The 19,763-nt window shown below is 69.7% G+C and carries 24 protein-coding genes and 1 pseudogene; 19 read left to right on the forward strand and 6 right to left on the reverse strand.

Annotated features, from left to right (window positions below; all coding sequences use genetic code 11):
- Positions 1 to 51: 51 nt before the first annotated feature.
- From dnaB to D457_RS0129690, 4 genes are all read right to left on the reverse strand, one after another.
- Positions 52 to 1,380: a replicative DNA helicase gene (gene dnaB / locus D457_RS0129670; RefSeq protein ID WP_017584301.1), complete on the reverse strand. Its 1,329-nt coding sequence runs from the start codon at positions 1,378 to 1,380 to the stop codon at positions 52 to 54.
- Positions 1,381 to 1,473: 93 nt separating this feature from the next.
- Entirely contained in the window at positions 1,474 to 2,562 is a 1,089-nt protein-coding gene (locus D457_RS36030) for a hypothetical protein (protein ID WP_152514417.1), read from the reverse strand.
- A 351-nt stretch (positions 2,563 to 2,913) separates the two neighbouring features.
- The gene (locus tag D457_RS36570; RefSeq protein WP_026117160.1) at positions 2,914 to 4,134 is read right to left on the reverse strand and encodes a helix-turn-helix domain-containing protein; all 1,221 of its coding nucleotides are present in this window, start codon (positions 4,132 to 4,134) and stop codon (positions 2,914 to 2,916) included.
- Positions 4,135 to 4,251: 117 nt separating this feature from the next.
- The gene (locus D457_RS0129690) at positions 4,252 to 5,004 is read right to left on the reverse strand and encodes a GntR family transcriptional regulator (RefSeq protein WP_017584304.1); all 753 of its coding nucleotides are present in this window, start codon (positions 5,002 to 5,004) and stop codon (positions 4,252 to 4,254) included.
- A 147-nt stretch (positions 5,005 to 5,151) separates the two neighbouring features.
- On the opposite strand from D457_RS0129690, the gene D457_RS0129695 reads away from it, so the two are divergent.
- From D457_RS0129695 to D457_RS0129790, 19 genes are all read left to right on the forward strand, one after another.
- Entirely contained in the window at positions 5,152 to 5,823 is a 672-nt protein-coding gene (locus tag D457_RS0129695) for a hypothetical protein (RefSeq protein WP_017584305.1), read from the forward strand.
- Between the two features lie 35 nt (positions 5,824 to 5,858).
- Positions 5,859 to 6,230, forward strand: a complete 372-nt coding sequence (locus D457_RS0129700; protein WP_017584306.1) for a hypothetical protein — start codon at positions 5,859 to 5,861, stop codon at positions 6,228 to 6,230.
- Complete coding sequence (locus D457_RS0129705) at positions 6,227 to 6,406, forward strand: hypothetical protein (RefSeq protein WP_017584307.1); 180 nt, start codon at positions 6,227 to 6,229, stop codon at positions 6,404 to 6,406. The genes D457_RS0129700 and D457_RS0129705 overlap by 4 nt, the downstream gene beginning before the upstream one ends.
- The gene (locus D457_RS0129710; protein ID WP_017584308.1) at positions 6,403 to 7,167 is read left to right on the forward strand and encodes a hypothetical protein; all 765 of its coding nucleotides are present in this window, start codon (positions 6,403 to 6,405) and stop codon (positions 7,165 to 7,167) included. The genes D457_RS0129705 and D457_RS0129710 overlap by 4 nt, the downstream gene beginning before the upstream one ends.
- A 296-nt stretch (positions 7,168 to 7,463) precedes the next feature.
- Entirely contained in the window at positions 7,464 to 7,877 is a 414-nt protein-coding gene (locus tag D457_RS0129720; protein ID WP_017584310.1) for a hypothetical protein, read from the forward strand.
- Positions 7,878 to 7,998: 121 nt separating this feature from the next.
- Positions 7,999 to 8,157: a hypothetical protein gene (locus D457_RS36575; protein WP_017584311.1), complete on the forward strand. Its 159-nt coding sequence runs from the start codon at positions 7,999 to 8,001 to the stop codon at positions 8,155 to 8,157.
- Positions 8,154 to 9,383 (forward strand): hypothetical protein, encoded by a 1,230-nt coding sequence (locus D457_RS0129730; protein WP_026117161.1) that lies wholly within the window; start codon positions 8,154 to 8,156, stop codon positions 9,381 to 9,383. Before D457_RS36575 ends, D457_RS0129730 begins: the two co-directional genes overlap by 4 nt.
- Before the next feature lie 265 nt (positions 9,384 to 9,648).
- Positions 9,649 to 10,086: an RRQRL motif-containing zinc-binding protein gene (locus tag D457_RS33745; protein ID WP_017584312.1), complete on the forward strand. Its 438-nt coding sequence runs from the start codon at positions 9,649 to 9,651 to the stop codon at positions 10,084 to 10,086.
- Positions 10,086 to 10,301 (forward strand): hypothetical protein, encoded by a 216-nt coding sequence (locus tag D457_RS0129740; RefSeq protein WP_017584313.1) that lies wholly within the window; start codon positions 10,086 to 10,088, stop codon positions 10,299 to 10,301. Before D457_RS33745 ends, D457_RS0129740 begins: the two co-directional genes overlap by 1 nt.
- Complete coding sequence (locus tag D457_RS0129745; protein WP_017584314.1) at positions 10,291 to 10,869, forward strand: hypothetical protein; 579 nt, start codon at positions 10,291 to 10,293, stop codon at positions 10,867 to 10,869. The genes D457_RS0129740 and D457_RS0129745 overlap by 11 nt, the downstream gene beginning before the upstream one ends.
- A 45-nt stretch (positions 10,870 to 10,914) precedes the next feature.
- A complete protein-coding gene (locus D457_RS0129750) occupies positions 10,915 to 11,310 on the forward strand; it encodes a hypothetical protein (protein WP_017584315.1) in 396 nt (131 codons plus the stop codon).
- 6 nt (positions 11,311 to 11,316) lie between these two features.
- Positions 11,317 to 12,438: a hypothetical protein gene (locus D457_RS34325; protein ID WP_026117162.1), complete on the forward strand. Its 1,122-nt coding sequence runs from the start codon at positions 11,317 to 11,319 to the stop codon at positions 12,436 to 12,438.
- Between the two features lie 320 nt (positions 12,439 to 12,758).
- Entirely contained in the window at positions 12,759 to 14,993 is a 2,235-nt protein-coding gene (locus tag D457_RS0129760; protein ID WP_017584316.1) for a hypothetical protein, read from the forward strand.
- 138 nt (positions 14,994 to 15,131) lie between these two features.
- Entirely contained in the window at positions 15,132 to 15,764 is a 633-nt protein-coding gene (locus tag D457_RS36305) for a DnaA/Hda family protein (RefSeq protein WP_017584317.1), read from the forward strand.
- A 167-nt stretch (positions 15,765 to 15,931) separates the two neighbouring features.
- Positions 15,932 to 16,480, forward strand: a complete 549-nt coding sequence (locus D457_RS36310; protein WP_017584318.1) for an NUDIX domain-containing protein — start codon at positions 15,932 to 15,934, stop codon at positions 16,478 to 16,480.
- A 69-nt stretch (positions 16,481 to 16,549) separates the two neighbouring features.
- Positions 16,550 to 17,131: an NUDIX hydrolase gene (locus tag D457_RS0129775; protein WP_017584319.1), complete on the forward strand. Its 582-nt coding sequence runs from the start codon at positions 16,550 to 16,552 to the stop codon at positions 17,129 to 17,131.
- 79 nt (positions 17,132 to 17,210) lie between these two features.
- Complete coding sequence (locus D457_RS0129780; protein ID WP_039832044.1) at positions 17,211 to 17,612, forward strand: RapZ C-terminal domain-containing protein; 402 nt, start codon at positions 17,211 to 17,213, stop codon at positions 17,610 to 17,612.
- Positions 17,609 to 17,989, forward strand: a complete 381-nt coding sequence (locus tag D457_RS0129785; protein WP_017584321.1) for an HIT family protein — start codon at positions 17,609 to 17,611, stop codon at positions 17,987 to 17,989. Before D457_RS0129780 ends, D457_RS0129785 begins: the two co-directional genes overlap by 4 nt.
- The gene (locus tag D457_RS0129790) at positions 17,986 to 18,258 is read left to right on the forward strand and encodes a hypothetical protein (protein WP_017584322.1); all 273 of its coding nucleotides are present in this window, start codon (positions 17,986 to 17,988) and stop codon (positions 18,256 to 18,258) included. The genes D457_RS0129785 and D457_RS0129790 overlap by 4 nt, the downstream gene beginning before the upstream one ends.
- Positions 18,259 to 18,547: 289 nt before the next feature.
- Here D457_RS0129790 and D457_RS36315 read toward each other — a convergent pair whose 3' ends face one another.
- Together D457_RS36315 and D457_RS36815 are read right to left on the reverse strand one after the other, a co-directional pair.
- Entirely contained in the window at positions 18,548 to 18,718 is a 171-nt protein-coding gene (locus tag D457_RS36315) for a hypothetical protein (protein WP_017584323.1), read from the reverse strand.
- A gap of 791 nt (positions 18,719 to 19,509) precedes the next feature.
- A pseudogene (locus tag D457_RS36815) lies at positions 19,510 to 19,763 on the reverse strand (pentapeptide repeat-containing protein); the annotation flags it as partial.

Genomic DNA, 19,763 nt, shown 5'->3' on the forward strand with positions numbered 1-19,763 from the left:
CAACGACGGCTCCGCACCGTGTACTGGTGCGGAGCCGTGTACGTCAGGGGGTTATCCCGGAGCCATGTCCACGAACCGCGAGTAGTGACCCTGGAAAGCGACCGTTACATCGCACGTGGACCCGTTGCGGTGCTTGACCACCATCAAGTCCGCCTCACCGCCCCGCGGCGAGTCCTTGTCGTGCACGTCCTCGCGGTAGATCAGGATCACCATGTCCGCGTCCTGTTCCAGGCTGCCGCTCTCACGCAGCTCCGAGAGCATAGGCCGTTTGTCCTGGCGCTGTTCGGAGCCGCGGTTGAGCTGGGAGAGCGCGATGATCGTGATGCCCAGCTCCTTGGCCAGCAGCTTCAGGGCCCGGGAGATCTCCCCGACCTCCTGGGTGCGGTTCTCCTTCTTGCCGTCGGTGTCCACCAGCTGGAGGTAGTCGACCACCACCAGGCGCACTCCCTCGGTGCGGTGCAGGCGGCGGATCTCGGCCCGGATCGCGGAGAGCATCATGATCTTGTCATGCACGATCAACGGAGCCTCGGAGATCTTGAGGCTGGCCTTGCCCATGCGGGCCCAGTCGTCCTCGGTCATCAGGCTGGAGTCCTTGATGATGTGCAGCGGGATCTTGCCCTGGGCGGAGATCAGCCGCTGCCCGAGTTCCTCCTCGCCCATCTCCAGGGAGAAGAACGCGGTCGGGTGGCCGGCGCCGATGGCGTTGGCCCGGGCCACGTCCAGGGCCAGGGTGGACTTGCCTACGGACGGGCGCGCTCCGATGATGACGAGCTGGCCGGGTGTGAACCCGCTGGTGAGCGCGTCCAGGTCCGCGAACCCGCTGGGCAGGCCGACCAGGGTTCCGGGCCCCCGCTTGGCGCGTGACTCGGCACCATCGACGACCAGCTGCATGAGTCCGTCGGCGCGGGTTCCGGTTTCGGTGGTGGTGCCCTGGGTCAGGCTCATGATCTCGCCCTGGATCCGGTCCACGACGTCCAGGGCCTCGCCCTCACCGAGGTAGCCGAGCTGGGCGGCGCGGGTGCCGACCTCGACCAGGCGGCGCAGCAGAGCCCTGTCCCGGACGATCTTGGCGTAGTAGGTGGCGTTGGCGGCGGTGGGGATCACTTCGGTCAGGGTGTGCAGGTAGGGGGCACCACCGACCCGGACCGCTTCACCGCACCTAGTCAGTTCGGCCTCGACCGAGACGGCGTCGACCGGCTCGGCGCGGTTGAGCAGGTCGCAGATCGCGGTGTAGATGAGCTGGTGGGCGGGCCGGTAGAAGTGGTCGGCGGTGAGCATCGCCATGACGTTCACGGCGGCGTCGGCCGAGATGAGCATGCCGCCCAGGACGGACTGTTCGGCCTGGATGTTGTGCGGGGGCATGCGGGTTTCGTCGGTCATGATGGACGGACTCCTCTGTTTCGAGCAGGGGTGGGTAGGGCGGCGGACCCGGTTGGTAGCCAGGGGTCCGCCGCCTTCTTCGTGCGGGTTCGGTCAGCGGGAGCTGACGAGTTCCTTCAGGTCCGGTCGGCGACCGGGGCCGTAGCGTTTGAGCAGGTTCACCAGGACCGGGCGGGCCGAGCCCTTGCAGCCACCACACGGCAAAGCTTCGTGGTGGGTTTCGCACCGAACATCGGGTGACACCAGCTGAGATTCCTCTGTGCGGAGCTCAGGCGCATTCTGAGCGCGGATCTTCCGCAGGTGACGGCGGAGGTCGGCGTCATCGAATCCAGCGATGTAGCGGCCGATAGAGCCGATCTCGATACTGTTCCGCTCCGCGTGGTCCTCAACGGCTTCGATGACAGCAAGAGCTTCCTCGGAGGTCGCCCCTACGCGGGCCATGACGGTCTCAGCCACAGACGGGGTTTTCCGGACCGGAGGTGCGTCTTCTTCTTTCTCTCCTGAGCTACTGGAAAGCGGTGAGGTTTCGGTGCCACCTGAGGAAGAAGAGGAGAGAGTACTGGGTGGAGTAATGGGTGGTGCGGGTTCCTGCTGGTCACCCTGTGAAAGCGGGTTAGCGTGCTGACCCGCTCCGCGTCGCGGGTTAGATTTCTGACCCGCTCGTTTTGTGCGTCGGCGCACGGCGGACTCATCCACTCGGGCGGGTTCGAAGGCAGGTTCTTCGCCTCGGACTGCGTCCAGGGCGTCGAAGAAGTTGCGGTGGCATCCGCAGTCATGCCGGGGCAGTCGCCAGACCGTCATACTGACCTGCCGAGAGCGGGCATTGTCGCGGGAGCTGAACTTGATCGGCGTGCCGTCTTCGTCGGCGGTGATCTGCCCGAGTGCGGCAAGGTTGCGCAGGATACGGAGCAGGCCGGAAGGAGAGAGGAACTTGGGCTCTTCCCCGAGCGCGACGGGAGTGCTGGGCACGATGCTGAGCAGTTCATCCAGGCTGAGCTTGCGCCTGTTGCTGGCTCGTGTGGTCAGTCCGGTCAGGACGTGCAGCAAGATCTTCTCGGAGAAGCCCATGTGGGGGCACAGGTCAACCCACTGGCGTGTTTTGGCCTGGTAGTAGCCGTCGCCTTCGGCAGGGGGAGTGGCGAGATCGAACTCGCTGGGGACATCGGTGTCGTCCGTGGACATGGGTCTGCTTTCTAGGCAGCCCGCACACAGGTAGCGGTGCTCATCACCCCAGTTGGGGTACCCCAAAGGCCAAATTTTGCCGAACTTCGGCTACAGTGGCCAACGTGTATGTGGGGTGAGCACAGCTTGCTGTTGTGTGGACAGCCAGCTCATCTGAACTTTGGACAAGGCCCGGGATCCGACCCCCGGGCCTTTGTCATGTCTGAACACGTCTCGCGTGCCCCAACGACCTTATCGGTCGCGGTGACACGCAGTAGGCGTCGTGTACGCCAGGAGATTCGGGGGATCTCTGGTTTCACACACGGCGCCGAAGAAGAGCCCGGGTGGCATGCCACCCGGGCTCTTCTTCGCTCACGAGGCGAGGGCTCGCATCTCCTCGATGTACTCCTGGGTCTCTGGTGCATCGCCGTAGCGGCTCTTGAGCACCTCCCCCAGTTCCTTGCCGACCATGACTAGAGACGGTAGCGATTGCCGGTCGCCAGCCAGGGCCTGGCGGCCATGAGCGATCGCCGTGTCAAGATCACCAGCGCGCGCGGCCACGACTCCCTTGGTGACCAGAGCTTCAGCAGCGCGCATGGGCGAGATGACCTTGCCGCTCCAGTCCTGGGACTTGGAGAGCACCTCATCCGCCAGACCGTCCGCGAGCTTGTCCTCGCCCACGCGGCGCAGCACGTCCATGGCGTAAAAGTCCCACTTGGCGGGGTCGACCTGAAAATGGTGGTTTGGGTCCGTTGGCGGGGGGATCGATTCCAGGAGTTGGCGTCCTTTATCGAGGGTGACCTCCACTCGGCCCCTGTCGCCAATCCGAGACCAGGCTTTCGCGGCCTGGGCATGAAGTTGCACGCTGACGGACTGGTCCCCGGCCGCGTCGATACCTGCTTCCGCCGCAGTTAGAACCGAGCGGTAGTCCCCGCGGACGAGTGCGAACCAGCAGGTCATCTCGTGAGCCCAGCCGATGACGTTCGTGTCGCCGGCCTCCGTGCCCAAGGTCAGAGCCGACCTACGTGTGTTCTCGGCGGCAGGGTTGTGCCCGAGGTCCTGTTCTAGACAGCCCACAAGGAGCGCGAGCATCCCCGCCATAGACAAGACCTCGCGGTGCTGAGCGAGGCTAACCCGCATGTCCAACAGGTCGGCTAGGCGCGCTAGCCAGGCCCTGCCTTCGGTGAGAAGTTGGTGGGCGTTGACTACGGGATAGTCCGCGCACAGCCGATCAACAGTGAGTCGCAGGGACTCCAGGGTGGCCTGGTCGACAGCCGACCGTCGCAGCCGAGCAAGCAGATCAGGCGTGTCCGCGTCGGGTACGGCGGTTGCCAGTATCTCCTGTGGGCTGCGAACCACGGTGAAGAAGGCGCCCGACACGCTCCCGAAGAGGCTCGCGATCATGCGCTGGTACTCGGGAGATGGGAGTACACGTCCGTTCTCCCAACGCTTCCACTGGTCAAGCATCGTGTGCAGCGGCGGCAGCTCGCGCGTGGTCTGATACCGCAGCCGTTCAACGCAGTCCTTTTGGGTCCAGCTGCGGATTTCGCGTTCCTTCTTCATCCTGCGCGCCCAAGGCGCCATCCCAGTCATGCCTTCACGCTCCTCACTCCGCGCTACTTCGTCTAGGTGGCAGATGGGGGGCACGTTGGAGCCCCCCATCTGCCTCTCGCAGCTCAGAGGTGTCTTGGCCACCGTGGAGTCATGCGATCAATCCGCTGCCCACTCGTATTCCAGAACCCACTGGAACGTCGGCATTACGTGTTGTGTGACCTCGACCGGCTTGTCGTCTTCGGTGTAAGCGATGTGCAGCACGGAGTAGACCTGCTGGTCGTCCCCCAAACGCAAGAAGGCAGCTTCCTCCTCCGATGGAGGCCGGGTGCGGATCCGCTCCGTGAAGCGCACGACTCGGTGCCCCAGGTCTTCCAGGCGGGAGTACGTCCCCCCAGGACCAGTGTCCTCCTGGGTGATGGGTGTGTCCTTGGCGATTGCCCACGGCACGTAGGACGTTGCGATCTGGACAGGTGTGTCGTCTGCCTTCATGTGCCGGTGGCGAATGGCAGCGATGTCGTCCCGGCCGAACTGGAAGATCTCGGCGATCTCCTGGGGCGGGTTTGTTGGCCCCAGCTGCACCAGTTCGCTCTGTGGGTTATGGCCCAAGGAACGCACTTCCGTGGCGAACGCCCCACGCGACTGGCCCTGTTCACGGGCGGTCTTTGTGTACCTCGCCGTCGCGTTTCTCACGATCGGCTTGATCTCGTGTACCACCGTGCCGGTCCCCCTCTCGATGCGTACAAGCCCCTCAGTGCGCAACGCCATCACCGCGCGCTGTACCACTGGCTGACTCACACCGAACTCGTCAGCGAGCGTCGACTGCGGCGGGAGACGCTTCCCGCGGGCGTAGGTGCCGGAGGAGATCCGCTCGCGAATCTCTTCGGCGATCTCTCGATATCGGCTGGTCATGTCGGTCGAATCTTCCCTTCGTCGACACCCTTTATAGCAACCCAGTTGACATACTATCACTGACAAGAGATAGTAGGTCTATCGAGAGAGCGTAGGACTCTTGGAGGGCGGGGCGATTCTGCCCCATCAGCACGAGGAGGAGCGCAGATGTCGTCGAAGCAGCTGATCGCCCAGGTCATCCAGATCACCGGTGCGACCAAGGCCGACGTCCTCCGCGTGGCCACCCAGGGCGGCGCCACCGCCGACTGGGAGATCGCCCGAGCGATCGAGGCCGCCGGCGGTCGCCTCGCCTCCGACCTGATGTTCCAGCCCGAGCAGTCCTGGCGCGCCGAGCACGAGCGCCTCTGCAACGCGCTGTGGCACCAGACCCGCGACGAGGACGTGGAGTTCCTGCGCGAGCACGCCGCCCGGGCCGGGATCGACGACGTCGAGCTGCTGCTGCCTGGCGTCATCGAGGAGCAGCCCGAGCCCGCCCCCACGAACCCGCTGGCCAAGCACTACGCGGACGTGACCATCTACCCCGAGCACACCAGCCCGGACGAGAGCCGCGAGATCATCGCGCACCACCCCGGCGACCACGACGAGGCCGCCGAGGACCAGGAGCAGGACGAACTGGCCGCCGCCGAGGCCCTCGCCGCGACCGTGCACGCCGACCTCGCCCAGGTCCTGGACGACGCCGAGGCCGCGACCCGCCTGACCCGCGCTTGGTCCACCCCCGCCGAGGGCCGCGAGGTCCTGGCCCGGGTCCTGGAGATCGACCCCCGCCACTGGGTGCGCGAGGAGCTGGCCGTGCGCTCCATCTACGACATCGCCGCCTGACCGGAACACCCACACCCACCCGAGAGGGGACACCCATGTCCGAGAACACCACGCCCACCGGGCCCATCACTCAGACCGACCTGGACGAGATCACCACGGTCGCGGAACTGGCCTCAAGCCAGTACCGGGTCGTCTCCAGCAGGGCACTGTGCCGCTCCGGTGCGGTGCTGCGCATCGGTAACGACTACCGCCAGGCTGCTCTGGCCCTGATCCAGGCGGCCGGATACACCGCCCGCGTGGTCGCGAACTCGATCGTGGTCACCGGCGCCGTGGACCGCCTCACCCTGCTGGAGGCCCAGCTCACGGAGCTCACCGCACAGCGCGACGCCCTGGTTGACGCCCGCCGCGCCAGCGAGCTCGAGGACGCGGCGTTCGTTCCGACCCTGGCCCCGGAGGGCGCGCGATGAAGCCGCTGGTTGAGGCGCTGGCCGAGATCGACCTGGCCGACACCGCCCGAGGCGGGATCCGCGCCCGGGTTGAGGAGGCCGCCGGCCTCATCCGCGCCGACGTGGAGGCCGCGTCCACCGGCCGACCCGCTGACGTCATCGAACTCGCCACCACGAACAGGAGTGCCGCCGCATGATCCGCCTGACACACCGCCGCTGCCGGGACGAAGCCGCAGGTCTGGCCGATGTGGCCGCCCGTCAGACCACTCTCGCCGAGGGCCTGTACATCGAGAACGAGAAGCTCACCGGCCAGGTCGAGTCGCTGGCCGATGACCTGCGGGCCACCGAGCATGCCATGGACGAAGTGGTCGATGCCTGCAAGTCGCTGGCCTACGGGCTCGGCGACGAGGTCGACATCCCCGACGCGCTGCGCTCCCGGCTGCGCGACGCCGCCCAGCTCCCCGAGGTTCTGCACCGTCTGGACGAGGCCCAGGAGAAGAGCAGCCAGCTCGCTGCTGAGTACAACGATCAGCAGGTAGCGCTGCTGCGGGCCGCTCACGAGGCCGGGACGCTGGCTCGCACGTGGGTGCTCATGGTCCGGTCCGGGATGGAGTGGCAGGTGCCCACGGACCTCGCGGAGCTGGTGCGCGGCGTCCTCATCACCACCTGGATCGACGAGTCCAGGTGGGACTGTCCCACCGCTGGGTGCGAGCGGTTCGGCCGGGCCATCGTGTGGCACGCCGACCACCGCGACCTGGCACACCACGCCTGCCCGTGCGGGGCCACGTGGGCCGCCGCCCACTCCGAGGTCACGCGCACGGCCACCGCCCGCAAGAGCACGTGGGGGCGCATCCCGGACAACCAGCTGCTCCAGCACCGGCCTGACCACGTCCTGGAGGCGTTCGACCGGGCGATCCCCACCCCGACCCAGATTCACAGCCGCGCACTGGCGGTCTGACCCGCCCCTGGGGTGCCCGTCCTCACCAGCCCGTGCTGGTGGGGTCCGGGGGACCACCAGGGTCCACACACCGATTCGCGAGGGAGAACCCGTGGACGAAGACGACTTCTACGGCTACGACCTGGACCACGTCAGCATCGACGAGGAGGAGGGCGGCCTGGCCCTGACCGAGGAGCTGGGCGCCGACATCGGATCGCTCTGACCAGACCCCGCACACCAGATGAGCCCGCCCAGGGATTCCGGCCCCGGGCGGGCTCTCGCACACCCACACCCACTCCCAGCAGGAGGAACCGCAGATGTACGACGACATCGACTCTACCTACTACGACCCGCTGGACGCCGTGGAGGATGCGCTCGCGATCGCCGCGCACTCCCCCAGGTTCTGGGACGCCGAGGGCGGCGAGCAGGCCAGCGCCGACCCGTTCGAGCACCCCTCCTGGGACGTTGCGGACGCGCTGGCCGAGGACGGGTGGGAGGACCCGTCCGAGGCCGCGCTGCTCCTGGAGCAGACCGTCATCGACGACTCCCGGCTCACCCCGCTGGCCGAGACCCCCACCGGCCGCCGCGAGGTGCACCGCATCGACGAGCTGTTCCTTGACGCCCCGGTCGGTGAGGAGGCCCTGCACGAGCAGGTCCTGGCGCTGGTGCCGGTGGCCACGGACGGGGCCTGGCCCACCGACGAGCACGAGCTGGGAGTGAGGGCGGCATGAGCGCCTGGATACGCCACCTGAGCTGCCCGAGCCAGACCTGCGCGTGCGGCCACCAGATGATCTGGTGCGTCGTGGCCGGGGGCTGGGTGTGCGGCTACTGCCCCAACCGGGCGTGAGGCCCGTGAGTGTCCTGATCATCGTCGCCGCCGTGATCGCCGTGGTGGCGCTGCCCGTGCTGCTGCTGGCCGCCACCGGCGGCCCCACCGTCCTCTACGCCGAGCACCCCCTGCCCCGACCTGCCCGATGCTCCCGACGCGCCCCGAGGAGGGCTGAGCGATGAAGCTGATGTGGAAGAAGACCGCCAACCCCGAACCGCCGATCGAGGCCGCGCCGGCCCCCGCGCCTGCTGCGGAGCCCGCACCGGCGGTCGCCGAGGACCAGGCCCCTGTGGTGGCCCGGCCCGCCCAGATCAACCCGACCACCGTCATCGCTTCGCTGGTGACGCTGGCCAGCGTCGTGTTCACGACCTGGTCGGTGTTCGACATGGCCACCCCCGCCGCCCCGGACCTGGTCGCGCTCGCGGCCGGGGCCGGTGTGGAGCTGGTCTGGCTCTACATCCTGGCCACCGAGTGGCAGCAGGCCGGGCGCACCGGGCACCTGAGCCGCGGGCTGACCGTGACCGGGTGGGTCCTGGCCGCCGTGGCCGCCGTGATCATCACCGTGCACGGTCTGCTGACCGTGCTGGCCCTGGCGGTGCTGGCGGTGTTGCCGCTGGCCGCCAAGGCCGGGTGGCACTGGCAGACCCGGCTGCGGGCCGCGGCCACCCGCGCCCGTCTGGCAGCCCAGGCCGAGGCCGAGCGGGAGCGGGCTGAGACCGCCCGCCGTAAGGCCGAGGAGGAGCGCCGCCTGGCCCAGGAGCAGCAGCGCCGGGACCAGGAGCTGTCGCAGGAGTTGACCGAGGAGCAGGAGAAGGAGCTGGCCCGCCTGCGCAGGGAGGCCGTCTTCGTCAGCGCCAAGAGCGCGGCCGAGCTGGAGTTGGACGCGGCCCGGGCCCGTGCCGACCAGGAGCGGGCGCTGGCCGACATCCGCCGCCAGGCCGAGCAGCAGATGGCGGTGGACGAGGGCGCTGCCGACATCGAGGTGCGCCGGATCGAGATGGCCAACCGCATCCGGCTGGCCTCCCCGGTCTACTCGGTGACCGAGGTGCCGACCCTGACCGGCGGGGTGCCCAACGACGCCTCCGCGTTGAGCGGAGGCGGCACCCCCGGCACCCCCGGCATCTTCACCGGCAGCGGTGCCGGGTTCGGCGCGATGATGCGCACCGCCCAGGCCCCGCACACCGGTGTTGACCAGCCGATGCCGGGGGTGCCGGGCACGGTGCCGACCAGCCCGGCGCACCGCTCGGTGGCCGAGGCCGAGGCCAACCGTGCGGCCATCGCGCAGGCCTACCGGCACCTGTTCCGGCAGGGGGGTGCCGAGCCCAGCATCGCGGCCGTGGCGGCCCAGGCCAAGGTCTCCGACCGCACCGCCGGGCGCCACCTGCGCGCCCTGGGACTCATCGACTGACCCCGCTTCCCGGCACCCGTACTGACCCTGCGGGTGCCGGGGCGGCGCCCGCGTGAACCGGCGACACCCCTTTCGGGGTGAACCGGTGCCATGCGAACCGGCCCACGGTGCTTCTTCGATCACACACCCCCTCACTAGCGAAGGAGGAACCGATCCACCGCCGATCCCACGCTCCCCGCGCCCCGCCCACCGGCCGGGGCCAACCGGGCCGTCACAGCAGTGCTGTGGCGGCCCTTCCCCCTCATTGACCAGGAAGGAGAACCCTGTGGCCACCTCCAACGTCCGCTTCCTCGACCCGACCGGCGCCAAATACGGCATCCCCACGTTCCCGTGGGGCTGGTCGGCGCTCTTCAACGCGGATCTGCGCACCAAAGCCCAGCTGCGGGCGGAGGGCCTGTCCATCGCGGGCCTGGAGGTGGCCGCCCAGCTCATGTGGCGGTCCAGCCGGGCCGGGAACCGGAACGGGGTCCGCACCGCGCACCTCTACCACCGCAGTCTGGCCCGCCCGGTCCGCCCCCTGACCCCGGCCCAGGAACGCGCCCTGGCCCGCGCGCACCTGGCCCGGCACACCTGCACCCGGTGCGAGCGGGTGTGGGACGTCTACCTGCCCACCAGCAACGGCCGCCAGTGCCCGCCCCCGTTCGGGTGCGAGCAGATCGAGGCCCCCGAGGGGTTCGAGCACGCCCTGGCGGTGGCCGCCTGATGGGCCACCACATCGAGATCCGGCCGCAGCCGGTCCCCGAGTGGGTCCTGCACTGGCCGGTGTGCACCTGCGGGTGGGCCGGCTACGTCCTGCGTACCCGGCCGATGGCTGAGGAACAGGCGGCCGAACACCTGGCCGAGCACCACCCCACCGCACCTGAGCAGCCCGCGTTGTTCGACGACTTCGACGACCTGGAGGTCGACCATGAGCCGTGATCCGTCCCAGGCCCCCTCCCTGTGGGGGGTGCCCAACCCCCCGCCCGAAACCGAGGCGGCTGTTCCGGCGCAGGCCAGCGCGGTCGAGCCGCCGCCCGAGGCGGCCCCGGCCCCGCAGGCAGCCGCCCCGGAGCCAGGGCCCGGCCGGGAGGGGGAGTTCACCGTGGACCCCTACGACGTCGAGCCCGTCCGGGTGGGCCCTGGCCTGGGTGAGCGCCTGGGCACCTGGGCGCGCCAGACGTGGGTGCCGCCCGAGATCTGGTCCCAGGACCGGCCCAGCCTCAAAAAGCAGCTGGCCTACGCCCGCGAAGGCCTGTGGGGCCCCAAGAAGGGCTGGCACCGCACCGCGGCCCAGGCCGCGTTCTGGGCGGTGTCCTTCCCCACCAGCGTGGCGGCCTACGCCATCGAGTGGGTGGGCGAGCGGCCCGCCCGGTGGATGGTCGCGCTGGTGCTGATCTCGCTGGCCTACCAGATCCCCTACGTGCCCGAGGTGCTGGGCGTGCTCATCCGCATCCCGGCCTGGCCCATCACCGCGACCTGGTCCGCGCTGGGCCTGATGTCCACCTGACCTGCACACACACGACTTTTTCAACGAGAAGATTGGAGCTTTGCCATGTGGGCGACCTTCAGCGTCCTGGGCGCGATCGCGCTCGGGATCACGATCGGCATGTGGATCAAGAAGAGGTTCAACCGGTTCATGCTCGGCTGCGCCGTGGTGGCCGGATTCTCTGTGGCCTACCCCATCGCCCAGTTCGGCGGCCCGCTGCTGTCCCAGTTGGACCAGGTCGCCTCGTGGGTGGCCGTCAACATGGTGCTGGCCAGCGTCTTCGCGGTGATCGTCTTCTTCGATTTCAAGGAGAAGGGGATCAAGAAGTGGAACATCTTCGTGGGCTTCTTGGCCCCGGTGCTGTTCCTGCTGGCCGCTGGCCCCTTCCTGGTCCCGCTGGACCTGCTCGGCGGTCTGGGGGAGGGCGTGGATGACGCCCTGGCCTCCATGGGCGGGCGGTGAGCAGCGGTGTTCGAGCTGTTCTTCGCCTGGACCGTGTTCACCATCGTGCTCGGCAAGTCCGTGGAGGCCGTCACGCACGCCTGGAAGGGCACTACCCCGCCCGGGCACGAGCGGCGGATGGCGCGCATCCGCGCCCGGGAGGCCAAGGCCGCCCGCCGCGATGTGGCCCCCACCGAGGGTTTTCGGGGGTGGGCGCGGCTGATCTGGGCCGATTCCTGGAACGCGGCAGCCGAGCGCCACCGGGAGCGCTGGCCCGACAAGGTCGCCAAGAAGCGGGTTCGGGCCCGCCAAAGGTGGGCCTGGTGGGACGGGGTCGAGGACGAGGCGGCCGAGCGTTGGGAGCAGCGCCGCCGTGAGCGCGAGCGCCAGGAGGCCGCGCGGGCCCATGAGGAGGCGGCCCGCGCCCGCCAGGAGGCTCAGCGCGCCCAGGCCGAGGCCGAGCGGGTGCGCCGCCAGGCCCAAGAGGACGCCCGCCGGTGGGCTGAGCAGGCACGACGGCAGGCCGCTGACTCCGAGGAGTTGGCCCGGGAACGGGAGCGGGCCCGCCAGGCCCAGGAACGAGCCGAGCGGGCCGAACGCCAGGCCCGCCAAGCCGCGGAGGCCGCCCGTCGGGCCCAGGAGCGGGCTGAGCGGGCCGAGCGTGAGGCGGCCCGGCCCACCACCACCGCCACCCCCGTCCCCGACCCGGATCCGGTCGAGGAGGAGGACATCCCCGACGCCGAGATCGTCACCCCCGAGCTGGAGGCCACCCCGGCCTCCGAGACCGACACCACCACCGAACCGGCTCCCATGCCGAACTTCACCAACGAGGAGAGCAACGACATGAGCGACAACACCACTGAGGCCATCGGTCTGGACGGCGCCATCGCCTTCGCCCAGGGCGTGGTGGCCACCTCCAACGCCAACGTGTCCACCACCGAGACCGTGGTGGCCGCGATGGAGAACGGCCGAGTCGGCGCGTCCGTGGTCGGGCGCACCCAGCAGCTGATGGAGGCCATGGACGCGGTCAAGACCACCGCCGAGGCGCTCCAGGCCGACCTGGAGCGGATGAAGGGCGTGCAGGAGCAGTACGACGCCAACCCGGATGCGGGCGACAAGGACTACGTCGCCACCAACTCCGGGCGCTGATCGCGCCGTCCGGGCGGCCCCAGCAGCGGGGTCGCCCGGACCCCCGGATTCTCACTGTGTGTGTTGTGCAGTCGGTGCACAAGCCGACTGCACAACCACCCCCAGGGGAGTGCACAACCCCGGTGCACTGTCCGATACGTCCCGATTTTCGGCCCCGATCCGGCCCTCAGACGGGGGTGGGGCCGGTTTCGAGTGCACGAGTGCACAACACCCCACCCGATCACTTTCCGTTACTGATCTCGGGGGTTGAGGACACCCACACGACCCGCGGGTCGTGGGTGTCCTGAGCCCGGCGAGAGCGCCCAGGAGGAGGAGTTCCGATGGCCCAGACCGCCACGAAGAAGACCCGTAAGAAGGCCGTCGAGACCGAGATGGAAAAGGCGCTGCGCGCCGACTTCGAGGCCACCTTGGCCCAGGCCCTGAACAAGGTCACCCCGACCGAGGCCGAGCCCGAGTGCGCCGCCAAGAACGGTGAGGGGTTCGCCGCGCGGCTGCGCGCCGTGGAGGCCGACGCGCTGCGCGCCCGGCTGCGGCTCCAGTACCAGCCCTGGGTGGTGGCCTCCGCCCTGGTGGCCACCGCGCTCATCCAGCAGGCCGCGAACCTGGCGGTGAGCGAGTGGGCGTGCGCGGCCGGAACCGGCGCGCTCATCGCCGGGGTGCTGGCCCTGGTGCGCTCCCGCAAGGAGGGGTCCTGGTGGCGTGAGGCGGGGGAGTGGTTGCGCGCCCACCCGCTGCGCATGGTCCTGCTCGGGTCCGCGGCCTGGTGCTGGCTGACCGCTTCCCTGCTGGTGGGGTTCACCGCCCCGCACGCCCTGGCCACCTCCGGGCTGGCGATGTTTTTGGCGCTGTCGGCGCACTGGTGGCGCATCCACCGGATCGGCTACCCGGCCGAGCAGGCCCCCGCCCTGGAAGCGGCGGTGGTCGAGGCCGAGGAAGTGCACCACATTCAAGCGGCCTGGGAGGAGAACCTGTCCGCCCAGGGCAAGCCGCTGGTGGGCACCTCGCTGGCCGACTACGAGCGCACCAAGCACGGCCACCAGTGGACCGTCCACCTGCGCGCGGGCGGCGGCGGGCTGGCCGAACTCCGGTCCAAGCAGACCGCGATCAGCACGGCCATCGACGTGGACGCGCCGATGATCAGCCTGGAGCGCCACCCCTCGGGCCGCCCGACTCGGGCGGTGCTGCGGGTCACCATCGACTCGCCGGTCAGCGACGGGGTGCCCGTCACCCACAACGAGAAGGGCCCGGTGGTGGCCGAACAGCCGCTGTGGGACGCCGGGGCGGGCGACATCACGCTGGGCCCCTACGCCGACGGGGTGGGGGTCAAGACCTGGAAGGTCTACCGCCCCAACAGCCTCTACGGCGGCTACATCTTCGGTGACACCGGATCCGGCAAGTCTGAGCTGCTCAACCTCATCGCGCTCGGCCTGTTGGCCAGCGGCACCACCGCGTACTGGTACCTGGACGGCCAGGAGGGCGCCAGCTCTCCGCTGGTGGGCGCCAACGCCGACTGGGACTGCTCCGAGAGCCCCGCCAAGGCCCGCCAGGCCCTGGAGGCGGCGTGCGCGGTGATGAAGATGCGCCAGATGCAGAACAAGGCCGCCCAGGCCAAGGGGTTCACCCCCACTGAGCAGCGGCCCGGGCTGGTGCTGATCATCGACGAGTCCCACCTGGTGCTCACCGACTACGTGCGCGAGAAGAACGCGCCCGGGTTCGCCGGGATGACCAACGCGGCCCTGGCCGAGCTGATCGGCCGCACCGGGCGCAAGGTCGGGGTCGCGCTGATCTGCGCCTCCCAGGACACCACCCTGAAGGCCTTCGGCAACAGCGGGCCGTTGCGCTCCTCGCTGCTGCGCGGCAACGGCGTGGTCATGTTCTCCACGAACAGGATCTCGGCGGGGATCTTGCCGAACTTCTCGGCGAACCCGGCCGAGCTGCCCGACAACGGCGGCTACGCCTACTCGCTGGAGACCACCGACGCCTCGGGCGCCAAGCACAGCCGCGCGGCCACCTTCCGCGCCGCCTACCAGGAGGACTTCCGCACCGACCTGGCCCGCTACCCCGTCCGCCCCTTGGAGGAGGATTCGGCCACCGTCATCGACATGTACCAGACCGACGCCTACCGCAGGCGGCACGAGATCACCGCCGAAGCCAAGGCCGCCTCCGTGGCGGCCGAGATCGCGGCGTTCAAACGCGGCGACGTCGACATCACCGAGTTCCTGTTCGGCGACGGCCCCGCCGCCACCCCGGCAGCACCCACCGCGGCGGCCGCCTTCGACGTCCCCACCCTGGCGGTCGTGCCCTCGCTGGCCGACCTGGTCGCCGTGGAGGCCGACGACGACGAGGAACTGGTCGACGTCTCCGGGCTCACCCCGGTCCAGGCCGCGGTGCTGGAGGCGGTGCGCGATGGCATCACCCGCACCAGCGAGGTCATCACGGTGGTGGGCCGCTCCCGACGCGGGGTCTACAACGCCCGCGACGCGCTCATCGAGCGCGGCCTGATCGTGGAGACCGACCGCGGCGTCCTGGGCCTGGCCCCGCCCCGCGCGGCCTGACACCACTCTGCACAACGGCGGTGCACAAGCACCTTGTGCACCGCCCTGACCTGGACGGGCCCCCGCCCGAGGCCACACCGGCCCGGGCGGGGGCCCGTGCACTGCACACTGCACACCCCCCTCTAAAAGGAGACCCCTTTGAGCACGCTCACCCTGCCGCTGGGCGCTGGCCCCGACGGCGAAACCGTCCACTGGCACCTGAGTGACGAGAACGGCCGGCCCCGTCACGGCGTCATCGTGGGGCCAGCCGGATCCGGCGGCACCACCGCCCTGCAACAGCTGTGCCGGGCCGCCGCGGCCGCCGACCTCTACCCGCTGGCCGTGGACCCCCATCACGGCCTGGCCGACCCCGGCTGGTGGAACCGCACTTGGCCCAGCCAGTGGTGGACCACCCCCCAGGACCTGACCGAGGGCCTGCGCTGGGCCGAAACCGCCGACGGGGCGGGCGAGCCGCACCTGGTGCTGCTCGTGGACGGAAACCAGGCGCTGACCGCCGACCCGGGCGGATGGCAGCGCCTGCTGGCAGGCGCCCACCGGGCCCAGGCCTCGGTGGTGGTGCGCGCCACCACGCTGGAATCGCGCTGCCTGGCAGGTACCGCCGTGCGCCAGGCGCTGCTGGGCCAGTACCTGGCGCTCGGGTCGATCGAGGACCCCCTGGCCCGGTCCCTGCTGGAGGGCTACACCTTCCCCGACGGGCGGACCCGGCCCGGCAGCGGGGTGTACGGCCACGCCGGGACCACGACCCCGGTGAGTGTGCCGAACCTCGACTGACCGGCCAGTGCCCCTGCTGGCCCCGCGCACCTGGCGGGGCCAGCAGGGAGACCGACCGGTCAACGTCACCCGGAGTGTGGGTGACGAAAAGCAGCGGCCCGCCCCCTCCTTGCCCAAGGAACACCGGGGACGGGCCGCACCTACTCCGACAAGGGAGCACCCCCAGTATGTCCAGCAAGTCCTGCTGCAAGACGAGTGTCGGCGTCATCATCTGGTCCGCTGACCGCCGCGAGCTGCTCATGATCGAGCGGGGCACCCTTCCGGCCGGGATCGCTCCGGTCGCCGGGCACGCCCTGGACGAGCACGCCTCCTACCGGGCGGCCGCCCACGCCGAAGTGGCCGAGGAGATCGGCCTGACCGTGGTCGGCCTCACCGAGTCGGCGGTTGGCGGGTTCCACCCCGGCCGCTGCCGCCGCACCGGCTCCGACGGCCACACCTGGAAGTTGTTCGAGGCCACCGTCACCGGCCAGGTCGACGCCTCGGTGCGCGAGGTCGCCGCCGTGGGCTGGTGGGACCTGGGAGAGATCCAGCACCTGGCCGAGCGCACCGCCGACCACGCCGCCGGGATGCTCACCGCCAAGGAGTTCTCCGTCCAGCCCGGTCTGGAGCCGGTCTGGTGCCAGTGGCTGGCCGAGCTGGGCCACGTCGACCTGCCCGGCGGCGACCTGGACGCGATCCGGGCCCTGGCCGCCACCCCGCCCTCCCAGCACCGCTGACCCTCGAACCCGCACCGCGGCCGCCCCCACACCAGGGGCGGCCGCCGCTCTTCCCAGGACAGGAGCCCCATGACCACGAACACCACGACGACCACGACTCGGTGCTGCGGAACCTCGGTCGGCGCCCGGGTACGCCGACGCACGCCCGCTGGGTGGACCTACCTGCTCATCGGCCGGGCCTGGTGGCCCAACGGCCACGCCCCCGTCGCCGGACACGTGGCCGACGCCCACGAAGACGCTGCTTCGGCGCTGTTGGCCGAGATGGCTGAGGAGACCGGCCTACAGGTGAGCAGTCACCGTCTCCTGCACCAGGTGCACCTGCCCAACCTGTGCGCCTCCCGACCGGCCTTCCCTCTCCTGGGGCACCGGTGGTGGATCTACGACGCCACCGTCACCGGCACCCTGGCCCCCGACCTCGAGGAGACCACCGGCGCGGTGTGGGTCAACGACCGCGAGCTCCAGGAGCTCGCCGACATCACCATCAACCACGCCGTCGACGGCCTGGCCGCCCGGGACCTTCCGCACCGGGCTCTGGAGGCGGTGTGGGTCGAACACCTGGTGCGCACCGGCGACATCCGCGCCCGGTCCGACGAACGCGCGGCCGTGGCGCGGCTGTACGCCACCGCCCCGGACACCTACTGGCAGGGCTGACCCCCGCCCCCACGAGCCGACCCACCCTCGCGGCCGCCCCCGAACCGGGGCGGCCGCCGTGTTCTTCGAGGAGATCCGCATGCAGCACCAGCCGCTTCCGCCCCTGATCAAGATCATCAGCTTCGGGTTCCTGCACAGCGCCCCACCGGAGGCGCACCTGGTCATCGACCTGCGCACCCACTTTCGCGACCCGCACGTGTCCCCCGAGCTGCGAGCGCTCACCAGCTCCAACCCCCGGGTGCGCGAGCACGTCCTGGCCACCCCGGGCATCGGCGCGCTGGTCGAGGCGCTCACCGCCACCGCCCTGGCGATGGCCTCCGGCCCGGCCCGGGCCGACGTGGTCATCGCGGTGGGCTGTGCGGGCGGCCGCCATCGAGCACCAACGGTGGCTCGCGCTGTGTGCGAGCGCCTGGACGGGCGCGAGGACGTCGACGTCCAGCTCGACACCCGCCACCTGACCCGCCCGGTGGTCGTCCGGTGAGCCTGCCCTGCCCGTTCTGCGAGATCGCCGCCGGCCGGGCCCCGGCCCGCATCGTGCGGCGCTGGCCGGACGCCCTCGCGCTTCACCCGCTCAACCCGGTCACCGAAGGGCACCTGCTGGTCATCCCGGTGCGGCACGTGGCCACCGCTGCCTGCGACCCGCACCTGAGCGGCCGCGTGGCCTCCTACGCGGCCGCCCTGGTCGCCGAAGCCCGCTGGCAGGCCAACCTCATCGCGAACGTGGGACCGGCGGCGTCGGCCACCGTCCCGCACCTTCACTGGCACATCGTGCCCCGCAGGAGCGGTGACGGCCTGGCGCTGCCCTGGCCCCAGCACGAAGAGAGTCCCACCTACCCACGAAGGAGCCCTCACCCATGACCACCCCCGAGACCCCTTCGGTGGGGCGGGTGCGCCGCCGCTTGCTCGCGGTGGGGCTGCGTCGGCGCCCGTTCTGTCCGGAGGTGAGGCGCCTGAGGCACGAGCTGGAGCGCGCTCGGCGGGAGTACCGGCCCCCGCGGGCCCGCCTGGCCATCCCTTCGGCAGCCAAGCCCAAGCCGCGCGTCTCGCTCGAGGAAGCGCGCCGGATGGCGGCCGAGTGGGTCGCCATGCAGCAGGCACCGGACCGGCCCGAAGACCCCGACGCCTGAACCCTTTGCCCCCGCCGGTTCCCCGGCGGGGGCTTTTTCATGCCCAAAAGTAGTCACGCAAAGATGATGTTCGACTACTTTAGGTAGTGGAGCCTGTTCGGGCGGCGACCGTTTGTGGGATATCACAAGCCCTCTGCTTCATTCGGGGAAAAACGGTAGTCTTGGCAGGCAAACCAGCAAACTGACTGACATATCGGACAGTGCTGGCAAAAGAAGAGGGCCCGTTCATCGTTTTTGCAGGCGCGAACGAGCCCCCTCTCCGCGGTCCTGGGGATGCGGTGTTCTACACCTACATCGGGTCTCCGGGGCCGCCCCCCATGATGTGCCGGATGAGCCACAGCACGAACCTGAAGATCGCCAGCGCCGTCTGGGCCAGCGAGACCAGCAGCTTGGTCAGCCACTCGGGCCAGCGCGCTGGCGTCTCCTCAGATGGTGGCTTCCTCCTACGAATCCACCTCATGGACGCACCTTCCTTTCCTCGGGGCGAATGGGCCGGGCGGCCCATCCGGGCTTAAAGGGGAATCGGGGTGGCCCCGAATCCTGGAAGGTGCTGCTGAGAATCTACCGTGCCCAGCCCGAGAACGGCGGTGATGCCGTGCTGGAGCCATTGCGATATCGGTCGATAACCCACTAGATCAGTTCATATTCTGATACGCGGCGGTACGCGTATGCGACTGCCAATTGGCCTGTCGTGGTTCCAGGGCCCTGACAGGGCCTCTACCAGGAGTGATACGCGTGCGAGGCGTCGCACGAACCTCCGGTTCACCCAGACAATCCCCTGGTTTAGAGCAAGCGGCAGATCGCCGAGTTTCCCAGGACAATCGCGCTCTGGGTGTTTTTGCAGGTCAGGGCTGTTCCGAGCTCCTCGCCTTCTCCAACGGCACGCGGTGGTGTCTCCAGAGCTTCCCCAAACCCAGGCGCAAGGCATTGCACGACGTCCCCTCTCTCCGCACCGAAGCGCAGCCCCTTGCGTCCTGACCCTTTCCGAGGCCCACAGCGCAACCTCTTGCACCTGCTTTTACGTCACTGATGAATCACACCTAGGCACTATTCAGTGAGCCCTGGCCGAACGCACCTTCCGCGCCCCCCGTGCAGACGCTCGCCCCGGTATCGAGGCGGTGTGCCCTGCCCGCTGACCACCCCGGCCCCCGCGCGTCCGGGGACGCGGGCAGGGTGCACCGCGACCTGCCCCAGACAGAGGGCTGGGTGTTGACGGTCGCGAAGATGACAGTGAGTGCGGTCATGAGGATGTCAGTGGTCGGGCGCATTAGCAGATGTCCCTGGGGCCTCCTTCTCACCGCTACCGTCAGCAGCCCGCTGCCACTGCTCAGGCAACACCACCACCTCGGGCTCTCCACGCTCCACTGCTTCCAAAAGCCCGTTGGGGCACGTGCCTGAGGTGTTCTCGAAGTCCGCCTTCCCACTAGTGAACCGGGCTCCGTGGAAGGGCACCGTCTTGCCGGTGAAGTGAGCGCCGAGAAAGTCCACCGTCGCCCCGGAGAACT

This window comes from Nocardiopsis valliformis DSM 45023, from assembly GCF_000340985.1.
Classification (GTDB): Bacteria; Actinomycetota; Actinomycetes; order Streptosporangiales; family Streptosporangiaceae; genus Nocardiopsis; species Nocardiopsis exhalans.